The following is a 21,032-nucleotide window of genomic DNA, read 5'->3' as shown; positions in this document are numbered from 1 at the left end:
GCGGGTGCCTATGGATTATTTGCTGCGAAACAGGCTGCGCGCGGCAATGTTGATGCCCAGCACGAGCAGCGTGATGAGGGCCGCGCCGGCCCACGCCAGGCGGTTCCAGTCCTCGAACGGACTGGCGGCATACTGGAAGATCACCACCGGCAGATTGGCGATGGGCGCATTCATGTTCAAAGACATGAACTGATTGTTGAGTGCCGTGAACAGCAACGGAGCCGTTTCCCCGGCAATGCGCGCCACCGCGAGCAGGATGCCGGTGATGATGCCGGAGCGCGCCGCGCGATAGCAGATGAACACCACGATGCGCCACTGCGGGCAGCCCAGCGCCGCCGCGGCTTCGCGCAGGCTATTGGGAACCAGGCTGAGCATGTTGTCAGTCGCCCGCACCACCACCGGGATGACCAGAATGGCCAGTGCGAACGCGCCGGCCCAGCCCGAATAGTGTCCGGCTTGAGCCACATAAACGGCATAGATGAAGAGGCCGATGACGATGGAGGGAGCCGACAGCAGCACGTCGTTCAAAAAGCGTGTCGCGGGCGCCAGCCAGCCTCGGCGGCCGTACTCGGCCAGGTAGGTGCCGGCCAACACGCCGACGGGGGTGCCGATCAGGGTCCCGACGGCGGAAATCAGGACGCTGCCCACGATGGCATTCAGCAGACCACCGGCTTGTCCCGGGGGAGGCGTGCTTTGCAACAATAGGGAGAACGTCAATGCCCCGGCGCCCTTCATCAGGAGTGTCAGGATGATCCAGGCCAGCCAGAACAGGCCGGACACCAGCGCAACGCCCGAGAGCGTCAGCATGATGCGATTGAAGCGTCGCCGGCGGCGATACAGTGGATTGGATTGACGGATGGTAGGTTCGGAAGCAGGCATGGCCGGTCTCAGTGGTGGGTGCCTTCCTTGCGCGACAGCCGCAGGAGCATGAACTTCGACAGGATCAGCACGACCGTCGTGATCAGGAACAGGATCAGACCCAATTCCAGCAATGCGGATTTCTGCAGTCCCCCTGCTTCATTGAATTCGTTGGCGAGCGCCGAGGCAATCGAGTTCGAGGGCGAGAAAATCGACTCAGGGACATTGAACGCATTGCCGATCACGAATGTGACGGCCATCGTTTCGCCCAGCGCGCGCCCGAGCCCCAGCATGATGCCGCCAATGACACCGTGCTTGGTATAGGGCAGCATCACCTGCCACACCACTTCCCAGGTCGTGCTGCCCAGGCCGTAGGCGGACTCCTTCAGCATGGGGGGCACCTGTTCGAAGACATCGCGCATGACTGCCGTGATGAAAGGAATCACCATGATGGACAGGATGAGCCCCGCGGTGAACAGGCCGATTCCCATCGGCGGCCCCGCAAAGACATGCTCCAGGACCGGAATGCCGTCGAAGAAATCGACCATATGCGGCTGGACGTAGGTCTGGAACAGCGGCACGAAGACGAACAGCCCCCACATGCCGTAAATGATGGACGGGATGGCCGCCAGCATTTCGATCGCGGTTCCCAGCGGCCGGCGCAACCAGACCGGCGAGAGCTCCGTCAGAAACATGGCGATCCCGAACGACACCGGAACCGCGATCAGCAAGGCCAGGAACGCACTGACCACCGTTCCCAGGATAGGAACCAACGCGCCGTAATGATGGTGCACCGGATCCCAGTCGTTGGTCCACAGGAACGCCAGCCCCTGCTGCGCGATGGAATCACGGCTGCCATAAACCAGCGACACCATGATGGCGGCGAGCAGGATGAAGACCAGAAACGCAAACAGCCGGGTCAGATGCCGGAAACCGGCATCCACCAACAGGCTGCGCTGCTTGTTGATCATGAAAAAGGGATCCGAGGCAACGGCCACCCCGTCGTGGGCGGCCTGATCAGAATTCAAAGACCGTCATTTTCCCACAAACGGAGCGGAGGACAATGCGGCGGCAGGCAGCCGGCCACCCTTCACGCTCCGCTTGCGACCGCGCGAGCAATGTGACGGGGGCCGGGCCCGCGGAGCCATCAGGGCCAGATCGGCTTGCCGTCCGCCGCATGGACGTTGGCGGTCCATACGCCGCGAATCTTGCTGGTCACCGCATCGGGCAACGGCACGTAATCCAGCTCGCTGGCCATCTTGCCACCCTCGCGCCAGGCCCAGTCAAAGAACTTCAAGACTTCGTGAGCCCGCGCCGCGTCGGGCACCTTGCGCGGAATGAGGATGAAGGTCGCGGCCGTCACGGGCCACGAGTCTGCGCCCGGCTCGTTGCTCAGGATGACGCCCATGCCTGGTGCCGAGTCCCAGTCAGCATGGGTCGCAGCGGCTGCGAACGCCTGTTGCGACGGCTGCACGAACGCGCCACTGGCATTCTGCAACTGCGTCCAGGCGAGCTTGTTCTGGTGGGCGTACGCGTATTCCACGTAACCGATGGAGTTGGCGAGCTGGCGCACATAAGCGGCAACACCCTCGTTGCCCTTTCCGCCTTGGCCTGTCGGCCACTTCACCGCCTTGCCCTCGCCGACCTTGGACTTCCAGTCGGGAGAGACCTGGGCCAGGTAATGGGTCCAGCCGAACGTCGTACCCGATCCGTCAGATCGGTGCACCACCACGATGCTCTTGGACGGCAGTTTGATGTCGGGGTTCAGGCCCGCAATCGCGGGATCGTTCCAAGTGCGGATCTTGCCCAGGAAAATATCGGCCAGCACGGGGCCCGTGAGCTTGAGCGCACCCGGTGCCACGCCCGGGATGTTGACGACTGGCACCGTCCCGCCAATGACGGCCGGAAACTGGACCAGTGCGTGCTTTTCCAGGTCTTCCGGCTTCATGGGGTCGTCCGAGGCGCCGAAGTCGACCGTCTGGGCGATGATCTGCTGCTGGCCGCCACCCGAACCGATGGACTGGTAATTTACGCGGTTGCCGCTTGCCTGATGGTATTGCGCGGCCCACTTGGCATAGATCGGATAGGGGAAGGAAGCACCCGCTCCCGTCAGGTCAGCCGCCTGGGCACCGACACCGGATGCCAAGACCAGCGCGAGGCCGGCGGCGCATTGCGCCCATTTGATATTGAACATGTCATATCCCTTCAAGGATTTCGATGAGCGACAGCGTCATCGCCGTCAGATAGGCATGATAGGCACTGCATGTGACAGTTTGATGACTGTCAAACTGCCTCAACACTGCCCCACCTCGCCGCCTGCATGCGGCTCCGATTCGTCAGGCACACCAAGGTCCGCAGGGACCTTGCCGTGTCCTGCCTCAAAACTGCCCCACCTCGCCGCCTGCATGCGGCTCCGATTCGTCAGGCACACCAAGGTCCGCAGGGACCTTGCCGTGTCCTGCCTCATCCCAGTCTCGCCAGCAGGTGCTGGTGCAGATTCACCGGGGCACGGCGGTTGCGGACGCGCAGATATCGGCCGTCGGGCTGGGCAGCCCACGCGAGCTGGTTGTCGCGCCAGGCGAACGTGAAGGCCTCGTCGATGACGCGCCGCCGCAGCGTCTTGTCCAGAACCGGGACGGCGAGTTCCACCCTGCGCAGGAAATTGCGGTCCATCCAGTCAGCCGACGACAGATACAGCGGCTCGGCGCCGTCCTGATAAAAATAGAAGACTCGCGAATGCTCCAGAAAGCGCCCGATGATGGAGCGCACCCGGATGCGCTCGGACAGCCCTGGTACCCCCGCCTGCAGAGCGCAGGCCCCGCGCACGATCAGATCGATCCGTACCCCGGCCTGACTGGCCTCGTAAAGCGCCTGAATCACGGTAGGTTCGAGCAGGGAGTTCATCTTGGCGCGTATACGCGCCCGCTTGCCGGCGCGTGCGAACTCGGTCTCGGTGCGAATCAGGTGGAGAATGGTCTCGTGCAGCGTGAACGGGGACTGCAACAGCAGCTTGAGGTCGCGCCGCGCGCCCAAGCCGGTCAACAGCGAAAACACCTGGTCCATGTCCTCGCAGATCTGCTGGTTGGCGGTCAGCAACCCGAAGTCCGTGTACAGGCGCGCCGTGCGGGGGTGATAGTTGCCGGTCCCCAGATGTCCGTAGCGGCGGATGCGGCCATCTTCCCGGCGCAACACCAGCGCCATCTTGGCATGGGTCTTGTGCCCCACCACGCCATAGCTGACGTGCGCGCCGACTTCCTCCAACCGGGCCGCCCAGTTGATATTGGTCTGCTCGTCGAACCGAGCCATGAGTTCCACCACCACAGTGACTTCCTTGCCGGCGCGCGCGGCCGAGAGGAGGAGCCCCATGAGTTCGGAGTCTTCCCCCGTGCGGTAGATGGTCTGCTTGATGGCTACGACTTGCGGATCCACAGCCGCGCTGCGCAGGAACATCAGTACCGGTTGGAAGGACTGGTACGGGTGATGCAGGAGCTGATCGCCTTCGGACAGCGCGGCAAACAGATCGCCTGGACGCTCCATGTTGCGATCAAAAGGCGGCGGGATGCGCGGCCGGAAGACGGGATATTCCAGATCCGGACGGCTGACCCGATTGCATAACTGCATGAGACGGCTCAGGTTGACCGGGCCATTGACGCGGTAAGTATCCGCCGCCGCGAGCCCGAATTCACGCTGCAGGAACAGCTCCAGGTCCGGCGGCATGGCGTGCGCGATTTCCAGTCGCACGGATGAGCCGAAGTTGCGCTGCGAGAGTTCGCCCTGCAGCGCCTGACGCAGATTGGTGATTTCCTCTTCGTCCACGAACAGATCGCTGTTGCGCGTCACCCGCCACTGAAAGCAGCCCTGCACGTCCATCCCCGGGAACAGATCGCCCACGAATGCATTGATCAGCGTGGTCAGCAGCATGAAGCCGTCGGGGATGCCCGAGATCTCCGTGGGCATCTTGATCATCCGCGGCAGGGCCCGGGGCGCCTGCACGATGGCGATGTGGCCTTCCCGGCCGAACGCATCGTCGCCGCTGAGCGACACGATGAAATTCAGGCTCTTGTTGTAGACGCGCGGAAACGGGTGCGCGGGATCCAGGCCGATCGGCGTGAGCAACGGCATCACATCGCGGCGGAACATGCCGTAGGCCCACTCGCGCTGCAAGTCCGTCCAGCCTGTGGAATACACCAGGCCCACGCCATGTTCCAGCAGCTTGGGCATCACTTCGCCCGTGAGCAACCGGTTCTGTCGATCCACCAGGGTGTGCGCCGCTCGCTGCACCCGATCGAAAGCCTCGCCGGGAGTAAGTCCATCGGCCCCGCGGAGTTCCGGCGTCTGGCGCTGCTGCTCCTTCAGGCTTGCCATGCGGATCTCGAAGAACTCGTCCAGGTTCGACCCCACGATGCACAGGTAGCGCAGACGCTCGAGCACCGGCACGTCCAGGCGCTCGGCCATGGACAACACCCGCTCGTTGAACTTGAGCACCGACAACTCGCGATTCAGCAGAACCGGCGTCTCTACAGTTTCCCTCATGCAAACCCCGCATTCCCAGCCTGAGCTGAACACTATAATCGCACAGTGCGACAATTTCGGGTAAGTGACATGGACGACAGGCTGGCCTCGATCGACCTAGGATCCAACACGTTCCGTCTCTCCATCGGCCGTATGGAGCGCCATGGCGACGCCATCCAGCTCTACACCGAAGACAAGCTGCGCGAGCTCGTGGCACTCGCCAACGGCCTGGATGAGCACAAGCACATAGACGATGCCACCATCGAGCAGGCGCTGGCCACCCTGCGGCGGTTCGGCGAACGACTGCAGGGGTTCGCCCCCGCCAACGTGCGCGCTGTCGCCACCAGTACCTTCCGTGTCGCCCGCAATGCGGCCGACATCCTGCCCCGGGCCGAGCGGGCGCTGGGCTTCCCCATCGAAGTGATCTCCGGCCAGGAAGAAGCGCGCCTGATCTACCTGGGCGTCATCCAGACGCTGCCGCCATCGGACCACCGCCGTCTGGTGATCGACATCGGCGGCGGTTCCACCGAATTCATCATCGGCCGGGGAGCCACGCCGCTGGAACTGGCCTCGCTCGAGCTTGGCTGCACCTCGTGGACACGGCGGTTCTTCCCCCAGGGGCGCATCACCGCGGGGCGCCTGCAACAGGCTACGCTCGCGGCGCGCGAGGCCATCGAGACCATCGCCCGCCGCTACCGCAACACCGGGTGGGACGAGGCCTATGGCTCCTCCGGCACGGCCAAAGGCCTGCTCGCCATTCTGACCGAGAACAATCTCAGCCCGCACGACATCACGCTGACAGGGATGGAGCGACTGGCGGAGGCCCTGGCCAAGGCGGGCGAAGCCCGTCTGCAGGACTGGGCCGGACTGAAGGAGGAACGCGCATCAGTGCTCGCCGGCGGCCTGGCCATCATGATGGCGGCCTTTCAGGAACTGGGCATCGAACACATGGATGCCGGAGAGGGCGCCCTGCGCGTCGGCGTATTGCAGGATCTGCTGGGACGCGACTCGCACCGCGACCAGCGTGACGAGACGGTGCGCCAGTTGATGGCGCGCTATCACATCGACGATGAGCAAGCCGGCCAGGTACACGCCACGGCGCTGACGCTATTCGACCAACTGGGGCTGCCGCCGGGGGCGGCGGCCCAGGACCTTCGGCGCACCCTGGGATGGGCGGCCCAGCTGCACGAAGTCGGTCTCGCCATTGCGCGCAGCGACTATCACAAGCACAGCGCCTACATCCTCGAGCACGCGGATCTGCCCGGTTTCTCGCGCGACGATCAGAAGCGCCTGGGATTCCTGGCCCGAGGCCAGCAAGGTCAGTTGAAAAAAGTCAGGCGTTACGGACCCGACCGCCCACACTGGCTGGCACTGTGCTGCCTGAGGTTGGCGGTGCTGCTGCTTCGTCGACGCGAGCCGCTGGCCCTGCAACCCATCACCTTGCGGGCCCGCGAACAGGCCATCGCCCTGCACATTGCACCGGCGTGGCTCTCGACCCATCCGCTGAGCGAATTCTCGCTGCGCGCGGAAATCGAGATCTGGCGCAGGGCGGGCTTTACGCTGACCTTGAACCAGGGCAGCAGCTAGTGTCACGTTTGGCTAATTCGAATATAAGTGCACAAACTAACCAAACGGGACACTAGCACTCTGATCGGCCAACCGGCATGGAAGCAGAGGACATGCTGCGGCCCCGGAGGTCACTCCATGCCGAAATGTCGCCGGTAGCGGGCGTCCAGCCACTCCAGATCCAGCAGGATGGGAAAATCCGCCGTGTTGAAATCGGGATCCCAGGCCGGTGCGCCACAGATCGTGCAGCCCAGCTTCAGATAGCCCTTGATGAGCGGCGGCAAGCGGACGGGGCGATCGCTGTCCAGCCGCTCCAGCGGATAAGGATGCAGCGGCCGGATGTGCGGCACCATGGGGCGTTGCGCCATGACCGCCTGGGCCGTGCGCCAGACCTCCGAGGCCGTCTCGCCGCCATCCCGCAGACTCACGCTGGCGCAGCCCAGCATATAGCGGTAATGGCCGCGCATCATGATCCGCGCCAGCCCCGACCACAGCAGCATGATCGCCGTGCCGTGACGAAAGCCGGCGTCGATGCAGGACCGGCCGACCTCCACCATTGCGGGGCGGAATGCCGCGAGGGGCTGCAAGTCGAATTCAGCGTCCGAATAATAGCGGCCCGCCTGCACGGCGGCCTCCGGGGTCATGAGTCTATAGGTGCCGACAACCCGGTCTGAGCTCGACTCCCGAACCATGAAATGAAGGCACCAGGGATCGAAGCCGTCCACATCGCGGTCGCCTTCGGCCTCCGGGAAGCGGGCTCCCATGTCCTCTGTGAATACGCGAAAGCGCAGCCGCTGAAGTGCCGAAAGCTCATCCCGGGTGCGCGCCAGGCTGAGTGTCAGCCCGCCCGCTTCGAGGCCCGGCCATTCCAGGTGGCGCGTTGGCTGCAGAGCCAGTCCCCGAGAGAGCATCATCCTTCCTCAAGCATGGTGGCACCGCATCGGCGCCCGATTCGTCCTTGGCGTGCGTTCAGCCCAGTTTGACGGCGACGAGCTGACGCACTCCCTCTTCGGCCAGCATCTCGTCATCGGCCTCGACCATCAGGCGCAGCTTGGGCTCGGTCCCCGAAGCACGAATCAGGACCCGGCCGCGATCCCCCAGGCCATGCCGAACGGTTTCAGCCGCCTGCTGCAGGCCCGCATGGGTGCGCCAGTCCACGCCCGCAGCCAGGGGAACATTCACCATCTTCTGTGCATACATCTTCAGGTCCGCCACCAGCGTCGACAGCGCAGTCTGCCCGGCATGCCGCATGGCCGCGAAGACCTGCAGCGCCGCCACGATCCCGTCGCCCGTCGTATGCCGATCCAGGCACAGCAGATGTCCGGAACTTTCTCCGCCGAAGAGCCAGCCGTGCTCCTGCAGCTTTTCCAGCACATAGCGGTCGCCGACCTGGGCGCGTTCGAAGGCGATCCCCAGTTCGCTCAGACGGCGCTCCAGGCCAAAATTCGTCATGAGGGTGCCAACCACGCCGTGGATGGGCTGCGTGCGCGCCCGGTCCCGTACGATGGCATAGAGCAGCTCGTCGCCGTTGTAAAGGCGCCCGCTGGCGTCCACCATCTGCAGACGGTCCGCATCACCATCGAGCGCCACGCCATAGTCGGCACCCAGCCGCGTGACCGCCGCCACCAATGCTTCGGGATGCGTGGCGCCCACGTTCTCATTGATGTTGAAGCCGTCCGGCTCACAGCCGATCACCGAGACTTCGGCACCGAGCTCGCGGAAAACGTGCGGTGCAATGTGGTAGGCGGCGCCATTGGCCGCATCCACGACCAGCTTCAAACCCTGCAGATCCAACTCGTTGGGGAAGGTGCTCTTGCAGAATTCAATATATCGGCCCGCCGCATCGTTGATCCGGCGCGCGCGCCCCAGCCCGGCAGAATCCGCACAGCTCAGCGGTTCGTCCAGCAGCGTCTCGATGGCCGCTTCGGTCGCGTCGGGCAGCTTGATGCCGGCCGAGGAGAAGAACTTGATGCCATTGTCATAATAGGGATTGTGCGATGCACTGATGACCACGCCCGCCGCCAGGCGCCACGCGCGGGTCAGATAGGCCACGGCCGGGGTCGGAATGGGGCCGGCCAGCATCACGTCCACCCCCGCCGCCGACAGGCCCGCTTCCAGGGCGGCCTCCAGCATATAACCGGAGATCCGTGTGTCCTTGCCAATCACGACGGTAGGGCGACCACTGCCGGGGCTGCCTTCAGCCAGCACCCGCCCTGCGGCATACCCCAGACGCAGCGCAAATTCCGCATTGATGCGATCGCCACCCACGATGCCTCGTACACCGTCGGTTCCAAAATATTTGCGTGCACTCATGCACGAGCTCCTCGTTCAATCTCAAACCAGACCTTGAGGGCCGATACGGTCTCGGCCACATCATGGACCCGCACAATGTGGGCGCCGCGCGTCACTGCCGCCAACGCCGCTGCAATGCTTCCACCCAGCCGCTGGCCGGCCGGACGCCCGGTGACCGCGCCAATCATGGATTTGCGCGAGATGCCGACCAGACAGGCATAGCCCGGCTCCGCGACTGCCGCCAGTTCGCGCAACAGCGTGTAATTGTGCGCCACCGTCTTGCCGAATCCGAATCCGGGATCAAGCACGATCCGATCTGCCGAGACACCGGCATCCAGCAGACGACGCGCCCCTGCCTTCAGGTAATCGCGCACCTCGCGGACCACGTCGACGTAGGAAGGATGATGCTGCATGGTACGCGGCTCGCCCTGCATGTGCATCAGGCAAACGGCACAATCGGAGAGGGTGACGGCCTTTACCGAGGATTCGGAACCGAAGCCCCGGATGTCATTGATCATGTCCGCCCCGGATTGCAGGGCGGCAAGCATGACCTCCGGCTTGCACGTGTCGATCGACAGGGGAACGCCGCAATCACGCAGCGCCTCGATCACCGGCAAAATGCGGTGCAATTCGTCGGCAGCCGGGACGGCGGCCGCACCCGGACGCGTGGATTCGCCGCCGATATCCAGGATATCAGCCCCCTCTTCGACCAGGCGAAGGGCATGGGCGACCGCGGCTTCAGGAACGAAATGCTCGCCGCCGTCCGAAAAGGAGTCGGGGGTGACATTCACGATACCCATCACCAGCGGGCGCTCCAGGGATAGGCGGAAGCGCCCGCACCGAAGATGATCAGGCATGAATCGCAGGCGCCAGATCAGACCGGCGTCGTGGCCGGCCCCTGGTCATTGCTGGCTGCAGGCTGACCGGCAGACGGCGGCGAATTGTGTGTGTCGTTGCCCGGGTTGGAGGCGGGCTGGGGAGCCCGCGGCGGGCGGCCCGCCATGATGTCATTGATCTGGTCGGAGTCGATGGTTTCCCATTCGAGCAAGGCATGCGCCATGGCATGCATCTTGTCCTGGTTGGACTCGATCAGGTTGCGCGCCACGGAATATTGCTGGTCGATGATGCTGCGGATTTCCGCATCGACCTTCTGCATCGTGGCCTCGGACACATGCGTGGTCTTGGTCACGCTGCGGCCCAGGAAGACCTCGCCTTCATTTTCCGCATACACCACCGGCCCCAGCGAGTCGGTCATGCCATAGCGCGTGACAATATCGCGGGCAATGGCTGTGGCGCGCTCGAAGTCGTTGGACGCCCCGGTCGTCATCTGATGCATGAAGACCTCTTCGGCGATGCGGCCGCCGAACAGCACCGCGATCGTATCCAGCAGGCGTTCCTTGTCCATGCTGTAGCGGTCATTTTCCGGAAGCTGCATGGTCACGCCCAGCGCGCGGCCGCGCGGGATGATGGTGACCTTGTGGACCGGATCCGTCTTGGGCAGGAGCTTGGCCACCAGCGCATGGCCGGATTCGTGATAGGCGGTGTTGCGGCGTTCTTCCTCGGGCATGATCATCGAATGGCGTTCCGCGCCCATGATGATCTTGTCCTTTGCCTTTTCCAGGTCGGCCATCCCCACGGTACGCCCATTGCGGCGCGCCGCGAACAGCGCGGCCTCGTTGATGAGGTTGGCCAGATCGGCCCCGGAAAAGCCCGGGGTCCCACGTGCCAGCACGCTGGGGTCCACATCCTGCGCAATGGGAACCTTGCGCATGTGGACCTTCAGGATCTGCTCGCGGCCCCGGATGTCCGGCAGCGACACCACGACCTGGCGGTCGAAGCGCCCCGGACGCAGCAGCGCCGGGTCCAGTACGTCGGGCCGGTTGGTGGCAGCCACCACCAGCACGCCCTGGCCGGTTTCAAAACCGTCCATTTCGACCAGCAACTGATTCAGGGTCTGCTCGCGTTCATCGTTGCCGCCGCCCAGGCCAGCGCCGCGCTGGCGCCCCACCGCGTCGATTTCATCGATGAAGATGATGCAGGGAGACTGCTTCTTCGCGTTCTCGAACATGTCGCGTACGCGGGCCGCGCCCACACCCACGAACATTTCGACGAAATCGGAGCCCGAAATACTGAAGAAAGGAACCTTCGCCTCGCCCGCGATGGCCTTGGCCAGCAGCGTCTTCCCCGTTCCGGGAGGCCCCACCATCAGGACACCGCGCGGAATGCGGCCGCCCAAGCGCTGGAATTTGGTCGGATCCTTCAGGAAATCAACCAGTTCCTGAACGTCTTCCTTGGCCTCGTCGCAGCCTGCCACATCGGCAAATGTGACGTTGTTGTTGTTTTCATCCAGCATGCGCGCGCGCGACTTGCCGAAGCTGAAAGCCCCGCCCTTGCCGCCGCCCTGCATCTGACGCATGAAAAAGACCCACACCCCGATCAGCAACAGCATCGGGAACCAGGAAATGAACAGGCTGGTGAGGAAGGACGGCTCTTCGCGCGCTTTCCCGGAGACCTGGACGCCGTCCTTCACCAGTTCAGGAACCATCCACAGATCGCCCGGCGAGGTCAGGCTATAGGAGCGACCCGCTTCCGGCGTAACGTAGATCGTGTCGCCCTGGATGTCGACCTTGTTGATGCGTCCCGATTTCGCATCCTGCATGAACTGCGTGTACGTGACCGTATCACCACTCGTCACGGGGCGTCCGTCGAACTGCTTGAACACCGTGAAAAGCACGAGCGCGATCACCAGCCAGACCGCGATCTTGGAAAACGAGTTGTTCAACGCCAATCTCCTGGGTGTGTACTGCCTGCCAGCCCGACATGCGCAATTACATCAAGCCGACACATCCGTCAATGCTTCATTCTACCTGAATCGGCGCCGCTTCCGCAGAAAGTCCTGACGAGAGTTCAGGCCTGACATGCGGTGATTTCAGTCCGCGCGCCACCAGATAAGTCTCCGAGGATTCGTCGCGCGAGGCCTTGGGCTTGCGCTCGGCCACACGCACGAAGTGCTGCTTGAACGTCTGCACGATCTGGGAAAAGCCGCTGCCGTGAAACGCCTTCACGATCAACACCCCGTCCGGTTTCAAGTGTCCGCATGCAAAGTCCATTGCCAGTTCGCACACATGGGCAATACGCGCCGAATCCGCTGAAGCCACACCCGATAGATTGGGGGCCATATCGGAAATTACAAGGTCCACGTCCTGGCCGCGCAGCAAATCCTGTAGCTGATGAAGGACTGCATCATCCCGGAAGTCCCCCAGGATGAATTCCACGCCCGCGATCGGCTCCATGGGCAGCATATCCAGCGCGAGCACCCTGCCGTCGATGACGCCGCCGGCGGCCAGCAGCCGTTCTCGCACCACCTGGGACCAGCTCCCCGGGGTGGACCCCAGATCCACCACGACGTCGCCACGCTGCAACAGACGTTCGGCCTCGAGGATTTCGGACAGTTTGAAGGCGGCCCGCGCCCGATATCCCTTCTGTTGCGCCATTTTGACGTAGGGATCGTTAATGTGCCGCTGTACCCAGGCTTTGGAGAATTTTTTCTTGGCCATTCCCGTACAATTCCAGTATGCCGAAACTTGAACTCACTTCTGGCCAGCGTCGCGAACTGCGTGCCGCGGCCCACTCTCTGCGTCCCGTCGTTCTGATCGGAGACCGGGGCCTCACTGCACCGGTCCTGGAAGAAATCGACCGCAATCTGATCGCCCACGAACTCATCAAAGTCCATGTGGCCGGCGCGGAACGCGAGGCCCGCGAGACCATGCTGGGAGAGATCTGCGAGTCACTTTCGTGTGCTGCGGTGCACCATCTCGGCAAAATGCTGATTATCTACCGCCCGGGCGCCAAGGCGCAAGCAGCCGACAGCCTGCCCTCCACGCGAGCCACCCACCGCAAATCAGAGCCTTATGTGCCCAAGAAGCAGGCGGCTCACGGCCATGATGCCGTTTCAACCGCGCGGCGCACGGCGGCTCGTGGCCCCAAGGTGGAACCTGCCAAGCCGGCGCGACGCCCAACGGACGGCCGACCCGGCTCGAAGCGCGGCGAGGCCGATACCGCTGGAGGCCGCGCCACCCACCGAGCGGCACGGCCAGCGGCCGCACCTGGCATCCCCCGACGCAGCGGCAGCGCATTGTCGCTGCGCGCTGGCGCGCGGCGCGGCCGCACTAGTCGTAGCTGACCGAGCGGACCTCGTATTCCCGCACGCCGGCCGGCGCGCGGACTTCCACCACGTCGCCCTTGCTGCGCCCGATCAGGGCACGCGCCATCGGGCTGGACACGGAAATCATGCTGGCGCGAATGTCGGCTTCCAGGTCACCCACAATCTGATAGGCGAGACGCTCGCCGGATTCCAGGTCTTCGATCTCGACCGTCGCCCCGAATACGGCCTGGCCTTCCAGGTCCAGATCGGCCGGGTTGATGATCTGCGCATTGGACAGCGAACCTTCGAGCTCCTGAATGCGGCCTTCGATGAAGCCCTGACGTTCACGGGCGGCATCGTATTCCGCGTTTTCGGACAGATCACCGTGCGAGCGCGCCTCGGCAATGGCGCTGATGACCTGGGGGCGCTCCACCGTCTTGAGACGCTGAAGTTCTGCTTGTAAACGCTCTGCCCCGCGAGCTGTCAAAGGGATCGCAGACATAAATTCAACCCAAAAGTAAAGAACGCCCTGTGCGCAGGGCGACTGATGATCAGAGAAATAAAAACAGCGGCAGTACGCGCCGCACATTGCGGCAGCCCGACGGACGTCGCTGTAATGCCTTCGACTCCGTACGCGTAAAGACGGGCTTTGCGCATTGCCGGGCAAGCCTGCGGGCTCACCCAAAAAAGCCCCGGACATCCCGGGGTCGTTGAGGCTATTGTGGGCGATCCCCCGGGGAAAAGCAAGCCCGTGCGGTATCCTCCATTTGCCCGGTGGCGCACCCGGTTTACTTTACACTGGAGCCCCTGCATTCGAGCCGCCGACCTTCCATCACGGCACCCTCGACAGGGCGCGAAGAGCAGTCACGTCAACGTTATCGAATCATGCAAATTCCCAACGAATCCGCCTTTTCTCCCGACTATGAAACTGCTCGAGCACGCTTCATGATGGCTGCGGCGGCAGCCGGCGGGCGGGTTCATCAATATGTCCATCCCACCGCCCGCGCGCCCGGCGGGGGTACGCTGAGCTGCGACGTATGCGTCCTGGGCTCCAGCTCCGCCAGGAAGGCTTTCGTGGCAATCGCAGGCACGCACGGAGTGGAGGGTTTCGCAGGATCAGCGGCGCACCTGATTCTGTTGAACGCCGGCATGGCCAGGGACATCGCTCCGGACTGCCGGATCGTCCTCGTGCATGCCATCAATCCCTACGGCTTCGCTCACGGTTCGAGAACCACCGAAAACAATGTGGACCTCAATCGCAACTTCATCGACCACAATCAGGCCCGCCCGGAGAACGCGCGCTATGCGGAGCTTCACCCGATCGTTTGCCAGACCGGCTACAGTCCAAAAACCCATCAGGCGCAGATCGACGCATTGCGCGAATGGACGGAGAGGTTCGGTGTCGAGGCGCGCAATGAGGCGCTGATCGCCGGGCAATACACCACCCCAAGCGGCCGCTCGTACGGCGGCCGGGACAGAGAATGGTCGAACCGCGTTCTGGAACGGATCGTTCTGGAACACCTGCGGGGCGTCGAACGCATCGCCTTCATCGACTGGCATACCGGCCTGGGCCGCTATGGCGAAGAGCTCCTGCTGTGCTTCAATCCGGAGGGTTCGGTGCAACGCGAACAATGCATCAAGTGGTGGGGCGCGCAGCGCATAGGCGCCATGCATGGATTCGACGGCGCTCAGCGCCCGCGCTACCGGGGTCTGCTGTTCCACGGACTGGAGGCATTCACGGCACCCGCGCAATTGGCCGGAGCTGTCGTGGAATTCGGCATCCTGTCCAACGAGGACCAGGAGGCCGTCTTCATGCTGGACCACTGGCTGCGCTTCGGCGATCACAACGGCGTGACTGACGAGACTCTGGCGAAAGTCCGCGCCCGGGTCCTGGAGTCGTTCACGCCCGTGGCCCCCGCCTGGCGCCTGTCGGTTGCGACACGAATGGCGGCCATACAGGAACAGGCGCTGTCCGGCCTCCGAGACTGGTAGCGGACGGCCGCCGCTGCGGCTACGCCTGGGCAAACCCCAGCACGACGCCCGCCGCCTCAGCCGCCGGCACGACCAGTCGTCCATCGACTTCGCGCACGCCGATGATCCGGGCGCGTTGGACGACTCCACGCACTGCGTCGAGCGAACTCACGCGCACAGTCAAGGCGACCGGTCGCGGGATGCCGCCGGAGACATCACGAGCGGGAACGCCGTACCGAACGGCGATTTCCTCTGGTGTGAGCAGCACGACACGCGTCGGCCCGAGCTGCAACTGAAGTCCTCCATCCACCGGCTTCACAAGATCCGGACCCACCGCGCTGTCCAGCACGGACGCCAGCGAAGAGGGATCCCGCGTCGCCACCGCATATTCCAGGATGCCCGTGGCGCCGTTGGGATGCCGCTGCCATTCCGGCCGCCAGACCAGTTCGGGCGTGATCTGTTCGCAGAAAAACACACGCCCGTTGGGGACGGAATCCGCTGCGAGACGCACCGTCCGAAAACGGGCCGTCTCCCGATGGCCGTCCGGCAGGTCAACGGGCCGGTTGAAAGCCGCCGGCGCGTCCCCCTCCAGCGGTACGCCGCGCGCCGACAGCTCACGCCAGAGCGCCCGGGCATCGGCCGTCTTGAACACCAAGCCGGAAAGGCCCAGCGGATGATTCCAGCCGTCGCCGAATCGGGCAACGTTCTGCGGTTCGACGCCCAGCAACTCGAAATAATCGGACTCAAAAATCGCCAGATGATTGCTGGATCCCATCGAGTGATGGCCGCGCGGCGTGAGATGGAAGCCCAGGCGCGTGAACTGCTCGACCGCACTATCCAGCCCGGCTCCGGCATAGATGACGGCGTGATCCACGCGGCTGAGGGTCGACGATCCGGGCGCCGCTGAAGGAGCCTGCCGGCCTTCTTCCATTGCGTCTGCGGCAGGATAGCTGCCGTCCGACCCGTGCGTCTCGTGCCCCTCCAGCGGCGGCGTGAATACGCAAACGAAATGAAGGCCACCCTTGCCGGCGCGGACAATATGCTCATCATGCTTGTCCAGGGTATAGACCGACCCGGGACCGATGGCGTGCACTTGGCCGGTCGCAAGGTCGACGACCTCGCCGGCCCCCGACACACAATAATTGGTCTCGACGTGGTTCTTATAGTGCAAGCGCATCTCCACTCCCTCATCGACGTAGGTGTCGTTCAGGGAGTAATCCAGCCCATCGCCCCGCACGAGCAGCCGGGTACTGGACCAGCCCTCCCCCCGGACATGAAGATCGGTGGCCCGCTTCTCGTCCACGCTTGTCACAATCATTTTCCCGCCCCTCTCGTCAATCGCCCCATCAGTGGAGCCCCATACGACAACATTGCCCTCCCGGACGGCCGCCGCCCAACCCGCGCAGCAGCCTACGCCACTTGCACCGCGCTCAAGAAGGCTCGCGTGCGTTCGTTTTTCGGCGCGCCAAAGAATCCTTCCGTCGGGCCTTCTTCGATAATGCGTCCCTCGTCCATGAAGCACACCCGATCGGCGATAGCCCTTGCCACACCCAGCTGATGGGTGACCACCAGCATGGTCAACGAACGCTCATGCGCCAGCGCGCGCATGACGTCCAGCACCTCGCTGACCAGTTCGGGATCCAGCGCCGAGGTCGCCTCGTCGAACAGCATGATCTTGGGCTCCAGCGCCAGTGCCCGCGCGATCGCAACCCGTTGTTGCTGGCCGCCCGACAAGGCTGATGGATAGTGCCGCGCCCGATCCGCCAATCCGACTCGAGCCAGGAGTTCCTGCGCGAGCGCCAGCGCCGCGCCGGCATCGATGCCAAGCACGTGGCGAGGCGCCGCCGCAACATTTTCGACGGCCGTCATATGGGGAAAGAGATTGAATTGCTGGAAGACCATGCCCACCTTGGAGCGCATGTGGCGAATGCGCCCACGTTCACCACCCCGCCCTGGATCGACGCCGGCGTCCGCATCCCAGAGAGTTTCTCCGTCGAGACTGACGCGCCCCCGGTCGATGGTTTCCAGAGCCATGACGATGCGCAGAAGCGTCGACTTGCCGGATCCGCTGCGTCCCAGAATGGCAACTTTTTCGCCCTCCTCAACCGTGAAGTCGAAATCCCGCAGCACCACCATATTGCCAAAATATTTGCTCACCGTCCGGAATTCGACCATGCCCATCATGCCCTCCGCATGCGGCGCTCGACCCAGTAGAGGATCAAGGCAAAAGACAGACTCATGATGAGATAGATGAGCGCGGCCAGGGTGATGGGCTCAGTGTATTGAAAACGCTCGGAACCCAAATCGTTGGCGACGAACATCAGTTCGGGTACGGCCACAGCCGACAAGATGGACGAATCTTTCAGCATGGTGATGAAAGTGTTGCCCAACACGGGCGTGATGGGCGGAAGCAACTGCGGAATGATCACATACCGGTAAGCCGCGAAGCGCGAAAAGCGGAGGCTATGCACGGCATCCCACTGTCCAGCCGGAACGGACTCCAGACCTGCCCGATAAGCCTCAGCGGTATAGGCGCCATGATACAGGCCGAGGGCCAGTACTCCCGTAGTCAGGGCGGAAAGGACAATGCCGTACTCGGGGAGAATGAAAAAAATGAAATACGCCTGGATGAGCAGCGGCGTGGAACGCACCAACTCTATGGTCCAGCGTCCCAAGCGCCGTATGGACTCACGGCGCGCGCGCGTAAGGCCAAAAAAAACCAGTCCAAACGCCAAGGCCGCCAGGTACCCTCCGACAGTGACGACAAGCGAGATGACGGCCGCCCGCCCAAGTGCGGGAAGGACCTCCCAGACGAAGCTCCAGGAAAAAGGCATTATGCGCGCACTCGGGCCGCGCGCGCCGGATGCAGGCCACGCCCCAGGTGGACCTCGAGACGCCGCATGGAACGCGCAATAGTTTGCGCGAGAATCAGGTAAACGATGGCCGTGAAAAGATAGATCGGGCCAGCATCGTAGCTTCGATTGACGATTGAATGCGCTTGAAAGGTCAAGTCGGGGATCGTGATCAGCGAAGCCAGTGAAGTCGACTTCAGAAGCTCAATGGCCAGATTGCTGAATAGCGGGGTGATCAGGATCATTGCCTGTGGAAGCAGGACGGTGCGAAACCCCGCCAGACGTCCGAAATTCAGCGCAGCCAGCGCGTCCCGCTGTGACCGCGGGATCGCCTCGAAGGCGCCGCGCACGACCTCGGCTCCATACGCGCCAAAACACAATCCCAGCCCCACCACGGCGCACAAGCCCGGCGATAAGGAAATGCCCAGATACGGAAGGACGAAGAACAACCAGAACAGTTGGGACAGCGCCGAAGTCCCGCGAAAGAACTCGACGTAAATCGAGGCGACGGCCCGGAGCGCGCGGCGCGCAGACATCCGCCCGAGCCCCGCCACGAAAGCCAGGATCAGGGCGACGAGCGCCGCCCCCGCAGCGATCTGGATGGTCCAACCAATACCGTGGAGGATATCAAAGCGATACTGCCAAAGAAGCGTCAGCCCTTGCATAAGGATTCTGTGGTGACATCGCCCTGCGGGATATCAGATCGGGCAAAGCCGTATTTCGCGGCTTCCCGCACCCAGGCATCGGACTTCAAAACCGTCAGCAGTGACTTGTCGAATTTCTGCACGAAGGCCTTGTCCGCAGGCCGGAAAGCAAAGCTCCCTACGCCGATGGCGGGCTTGCCGTCAATGACGGCCTGCCGGAACGGCTCGACAATTTCGAGGGAGGGATCCTTCGCATCCTTCAGCATGGCGCGATGCGTAATGGCCGTGTTCAGAAAGCCGTCGATCCGCCCCGTTTTCACCGCCGCAAAGAGCGAGGCGACGTCCGGCAATGTGACCAGCTGGCTTTTCTTGACACCTTCCGCAACCGCATGATCAGCGATCGGCCCGCCACCGCTGAGATAGCCCAGCTTGAAAGAGGCATCCCGCGCAATGTCTGCGTAGCTGTGAATGTTCTTGGAATTGCCGGCCCGCACCACAACCGCATCGTTCACGATATGCGTGGGTTCAGCAAACGCCACCAGCTTGCAGCGATCGGGACGGATATACAGGTCCGAGGCAATGACATCGAAGCGTCCGGCCATCAGTCCCGGAATCAAGGCGCCAAACTCGGTCGGCACCGCCTCGACCTTGATGTTCTTCTCTCCCATGCCCTGCAACACGGTTTTCAGCAAATCCACCTCATAGCCCGTGAGACTGCCATTGGGACCCATGACGACAAAGGGCACTTGCTCCGCAAATCCCACGCGGACCGCCTGCCCGCCATCCAGGCGCGCCTGCACCCCATCGGCAGCGGCCACGGCCGTCGCCGTGAACAGCCCGGCCAACAGGCAACCCGACAACCGTGCAGCAATCAGTCCCCACGAGCGCGCGCCGCGCGCTGCTTGCCTTGCCTTCATCCGACCTCTCCCATTGGACGAGAACCGCTCCGGAAGGAGCCCCAGCGGCGCCATGGGAATACGCGGTTCTGTCAGTTCCCTGAATAATGTAACGTAGCTTATCCTGCGTCTCAGGATATTGAAACCAAAAGGATGGCGATTGCTTATAACAGGGAGAGATATAAAACCCGGGTTATCTCGGCATGTCATCGGGACATCGGCACGATCGGCAAGAGATTCGCTCGGTCCGGCAACTCAGCCCCCCGGGGTTCCCGGCACACAGGCATCAGCGCGGAAAAGTCGACAAATCAGCATGCTGGCTGGCGAGCTCTGCCACCACATCCTGAAGCACTCCGATGAACGCCGCGCCCGCCGCGGAGTCCACGGGTGAACGCCTGCGCAGTATGGAAACCGTGCGGCGAAGTTCAGGATCCGTCGTCCGCGTACAGGCGATTCCCGCGGCCTGCGCTCCCATGAGAGCCGAGTATGGCAGCAATGTACTGAACGCGCCGACGCGCAGCAGCTCAAGCAGCGAACTGATGGTGTTGGTCTCGATCGTCGGCTGCAGCACGATGTCCGACTCCAGGCAGCGCGAATCGATGAGCTGTCGTGTGGTGAATTCGCCCGACAACAGCGCCAGCGGCGACCGACTGACCTCGGACAAGCGAATCGCCTTTGCCGGACCGTGTTCCGGGCATTGAGCGCCAGCCCACAGAATACGCTCGGTATACAGCCGGGTGACCTTGAGGTCCTCGGCTTCCACACGGCCAACCCCGACACCGAGATCCAGATCACCAGACGTCACGCCCTCTTCGATTCCCTTGCCAGAGAGTTCACGAACCGATGTGCGGATACCCGGATGCACATCGCACATCCGCGCGAGAGCGGTCGGTATCAGATGCAGGTTGACGCTTTGAAGCACACCGATCCGGATGTGCCCGCGGGTAAGCCCGCTCAGGTCGTCGACGGCTGAAACGGCGTTGGCGAGGCACCTTTCTATGTCGCGGGCGTGAGCCACGATGATGCGCCCTCTTTCGGTCAGCCGAATTCCCCGGCCCCGACGCTCCACCACCGCGCCGCCGAACACGTCGCTCAAGCGTGCCACGTGCTGAGAAAGCGCCGACTGGGTGATGCACAACTGTTCGGCCGCGCGGCCGATGCTGCCAGTGTCGGCTACCGCGACAAGCGCACGAAGGCTTCTGAGGGTCAATTCATAAGCCATTGTTGATGTATATCAAGTTTTTTTAAATTGTACTTCACTATTTGGCTCCATACACTGAGCTACCAAGTCGCCAAT

Annotated in this window: 19 protein-coding genes; 3 read left to right on the top strand and 16 right to left on the bottom strand. The window is 63.2% G+C overall.

What is annotated here, in order from left to right:
* Positions 1-15: 15 nt before the first annotated feature.
* From pstA to ppk1, 4 genes are all read right to left on the bottom strand, one after another.
* Positions 16-879 (bottom strand): phosphate ABC transporter permease PstA, encoded by an 864-nt coding sequence (pstA, locus tag ACVCMJ_RS15590; protein ID WP_447082305.1) that lies wholly within the window; start codon positions 877-879, stop codon positions 16-18.
* An 8-nt stretch (positions 880-887) separates the two neighbouring features.
* Positions 888-1,829: a phosphate ABC transporter permease subunit PstC gene (gene pstC, locus ACVCMJ_RS15585; RefSeq protein WP_447082616.1), complete on the bottom strand. Its 942-nt coding sequence runs from the start codon at positions 1,827-1,829 to the stop codon at positions 888-890.
* A 176-nt stretch (positions 1,830-2,005) separates the two neighbouring features.
* Positions 2,006-3,052 carry a phosphate ABC transporter substrate-binding protein PstS gene (gene pstS, locus ACVCMJ_RS15580; protein WP_447082304.1) on the bottom strand — a complete coding sequence of 349 codons (1,047 nt, stop codon included), beginning with the start codon at positions 3,050-3,052 and terminating at the stop codon, positions 2,006-2,008.
* 269 nt (positions 3,053-3,321) lie between these two features.
* Positions 3,322-5,391, bottom strand: coding sequence for a polyphosphate kinase 1 (gene ppk1, locus ACVCMJ_RS15575; protein ID WP_447082303.1), 2,070 nt, complete (start codon positions 5,389-5,391; stop codon positions 3,322-3,324).
* 69 nt (positions 5,392-5,460) lie between these two features.
* Between ppk1 and ACVCMJ_RS15570 the strand changes: the two genes are divergently transcribed.
* Complete coding sequence (locus ACVCMJ_RS15570) at positions 5,461-6,957, top strand: Ppx/GppA phosphatase family protein (RefSeq protein WP_447082302.1); 1,497 nt, start codon at positions 5,461-5,463, stop codon at positions 6,955-6,957.
* A gap of 110 nt (positions 6,958-7,067) precedes the next feature.
* Here the strand turns inward: ACVCMJ_RS15570 and ACVCMJ_RS15565 are convergent, their stop codons facing one another.
* The 5 genes from ACVCMJ_RS15565 to ACVCMJ_RS15545 form a co-directional block, all read right to left on the bottom strand.
* Positions 7,068-7,850, bottom strand: coding sequence for a GNAT family N-acetyltransferase (locus ACVCMJ_RS15565; protein WP_447082301.1), 783 nt, complete (start codon positions 7,848-7,850; stop codon positions 7,068-7,070).
* Between the two features lie 55 nt (positions 7,851-7,905).
* Positions 7,906-9,249, bottom strand: a complete 1,344-nt coding sequence (glmM, locus tag ACVCMJ_RS15560; protein ID WP_447082300.1) for a phosphoglucosamine mutase — start codon at positions 9,247-9,249, stop codon at positions 7,906-7,908.
* The gene (folP, locus tag ACVCMJ_RS15555; protein ID WP_447082299.1) at positions 9,246-10,085 is read right to left on the bottom strand and encodes a dihydropteroate synthase; all 840 of its coding nucleotides are present in this window, start codon (positions 10,083-10,085) and stop codon (positions 9,246-9,248) included. The genes glmM and folP overlap by 4 nt, the downstream gene beginning before the upstream one ends.
* Before the next feature lie 17 nt (positions 10,086-10,102).
* On the bottom strand, positions 10,103-12,010 hold the full coding sequence (ftsH, locus tag ACVCMJ_RS15550) for an ATP-dependent zinc metalloprotease FtsH (protein WP_447082298.1): 1,908 nt from the start codon (positions 12,008-12,010) through the stop codon (positions 10,103-10,105).
* A 76-nt stretch (positions 12,011-12,086) separates the two neighbouring features.
* Positions 12,087-12,785 carry an RlmE family RNA methyltransferase gene (locus ACVCMJ_RS15545; RefSeq protein ID WP_447082297.1) on the bottom strand — a complete coding sequence of 233 codons (699 nt, stop codon included), beginning with the start codon at positions 12,783-12,785 and terminating at the stop codon, positions 12,087-12,089.
* Positions 12,786-12,802: 17 nt separating this feature from the next.
* Here ACVCMJ_RS15545 and ACVCMJ_RS15540 point away from each other — a divergent pair, with 17 nt between their 5' ends.
* Positions 12,803-13,411 carry a YhbY family RNA-binding protein gene (locus tag ACVCMJ_RS15540; protein ID WP_447082296.1) on the top strand — a complete coding sequence of 203 codons (609 nt, stop codon included), beginning with the start codon at positions 12,803-12,805 and terminating at the stop codon, positions 13,409-13,411.
* On the opposite strand, the gene greA is transcribed toward ACVCMJ_RS15540, so the two are convergent.
* Entirely contained in the window at positions 13,398-13,874 is a 477-nt protein-coding gene (gene greA / locus ACVCMJ_RS15535) for a transcription elongation factor GreA (RefSeq protein ID WP_447082295.1), read from the bottom strand. The two genes, ACVCMJ_RS15540 and greA, sit on opposite strands and share 14 nt — an antisense overlap.
* Positions 13,875-14,257: 383 nt before the next feature.
* Here greA and ACVCMJ_RS15530 point away from each other — a divergent pair, with 383 nt between their 5' ends.
* The gene (locus ACVCMJ_RS15530) at positions 14,258-15,364 is read left to right on the top strand and encodes a DUF2817 domain-containing protein (RefSeq protein ID WP_447082294.1); all 1,107 of its coding nucleotides are present in this window, start codon (positions 14,258-14,260) and stop codon (positions 15,362-15,364) included.
* A 19-nt stretch (positions 15,365-15,383) separates the two neighbouring features.
* Here the strand turns inward: ACVCMJ_RS15530 and ACVCMJ_RS15525 are convergent, their stop codons facing one another.
* From ACVCMJ_RS15525 to ACVCMJ_RS15500, 6 genes are all read right to left on the bottom strand, one after another.
* A complete protein-coding gene (locus ACVCMJ_RS15525; RefSeq protein ID WP_447082293.1) occupies positions 15,384-16,661 on the bottom strand; it encodes an ectoine synthase in 1,278 nt (425 codons plus the stop codon).
* 92 nt (positions 16,662-16,753) lie between these two features.
* The gene (locus tag ACVCMJ_RS15520) at positions 16,754-17,527 is read right to left on the bottom strand and encodes an amino acid ABC transporter ATP-binding protein (RefSeq protein ID WP_447082292.1); all 774 of its coding nucleotides are present in this window, start codon (positions 17,525-17,527) and stop codon (positions 16,754-16,756) included.
* Positions 17,524-18,177 (bottom strand): ectoine/hydroxyectoine ABC transporter permease subunit EhuD, encoded by a 654-nt coding sequence (gene ehuD / locus ACVCMJ_RS15515; protein WP_447082291.1) that lies wholly within the window; start codon positions 18,175-18,177, stop codon positions 17,524-17,526. Before ehuD ends, ACVCMJ_RS15520 begins: the two co-directional genes overlap by 4 nt.
* A complete protein-coding gene (ehuC, locus tag ACVCMJ_RS15510) occupies positions 18,177-18,860 on the bottom strand; it encodes an ectoine/hydroxyectoine ABC transporter permease subunit EhuC (protein WP_447082290.1) in 684 nt (227 codons plus the stop codon). The genes ehuD and ehuC overlap by 1 nt, the downstream gene beginning before the upstream one ends.
* Positions 18,848-19,945, bottom strand: a complete 1,098-nt coding sequence (gene ehuB / locus ACVCMJ_RS15505) for an ectoine/hydroxyectoine ABC transporter substrate-binding protein EhuB (RefSeq protein ID WP_447082289.1) — start codon at positions 19,943-19,945, stop codon at positions 18,848-18,850. Before ehuB ends, ehuC begins: the two co-directional genes overlap by 13 nt.
* Positions 19,946-20,021: 76 nt before the next feature.
* Positions 20,022-20,957 carry a LysR substrate-binding domain-containing protein gene (locus tag ACVCMJ_RS15500; RefSeq protein ID WP_447082288.1) on the bottom strand — a complete coding sequence of 312 codons (936 nt, stop codon included), beginning with the start codon at positions 20,955-20,957 and terminating at the stop codon, positions 20,022-20,024.
* Positions 20,958-21,032 lie beyond the last annotated feature (75 nt).

This window comes from Castellaniella sp. UC4447_H14, assembly GCF_052978285.1.
Note: the sequence above shows the minus strand (reverse complement) of the source record. Positions and strands in the feature narration are given on the sequence as shown.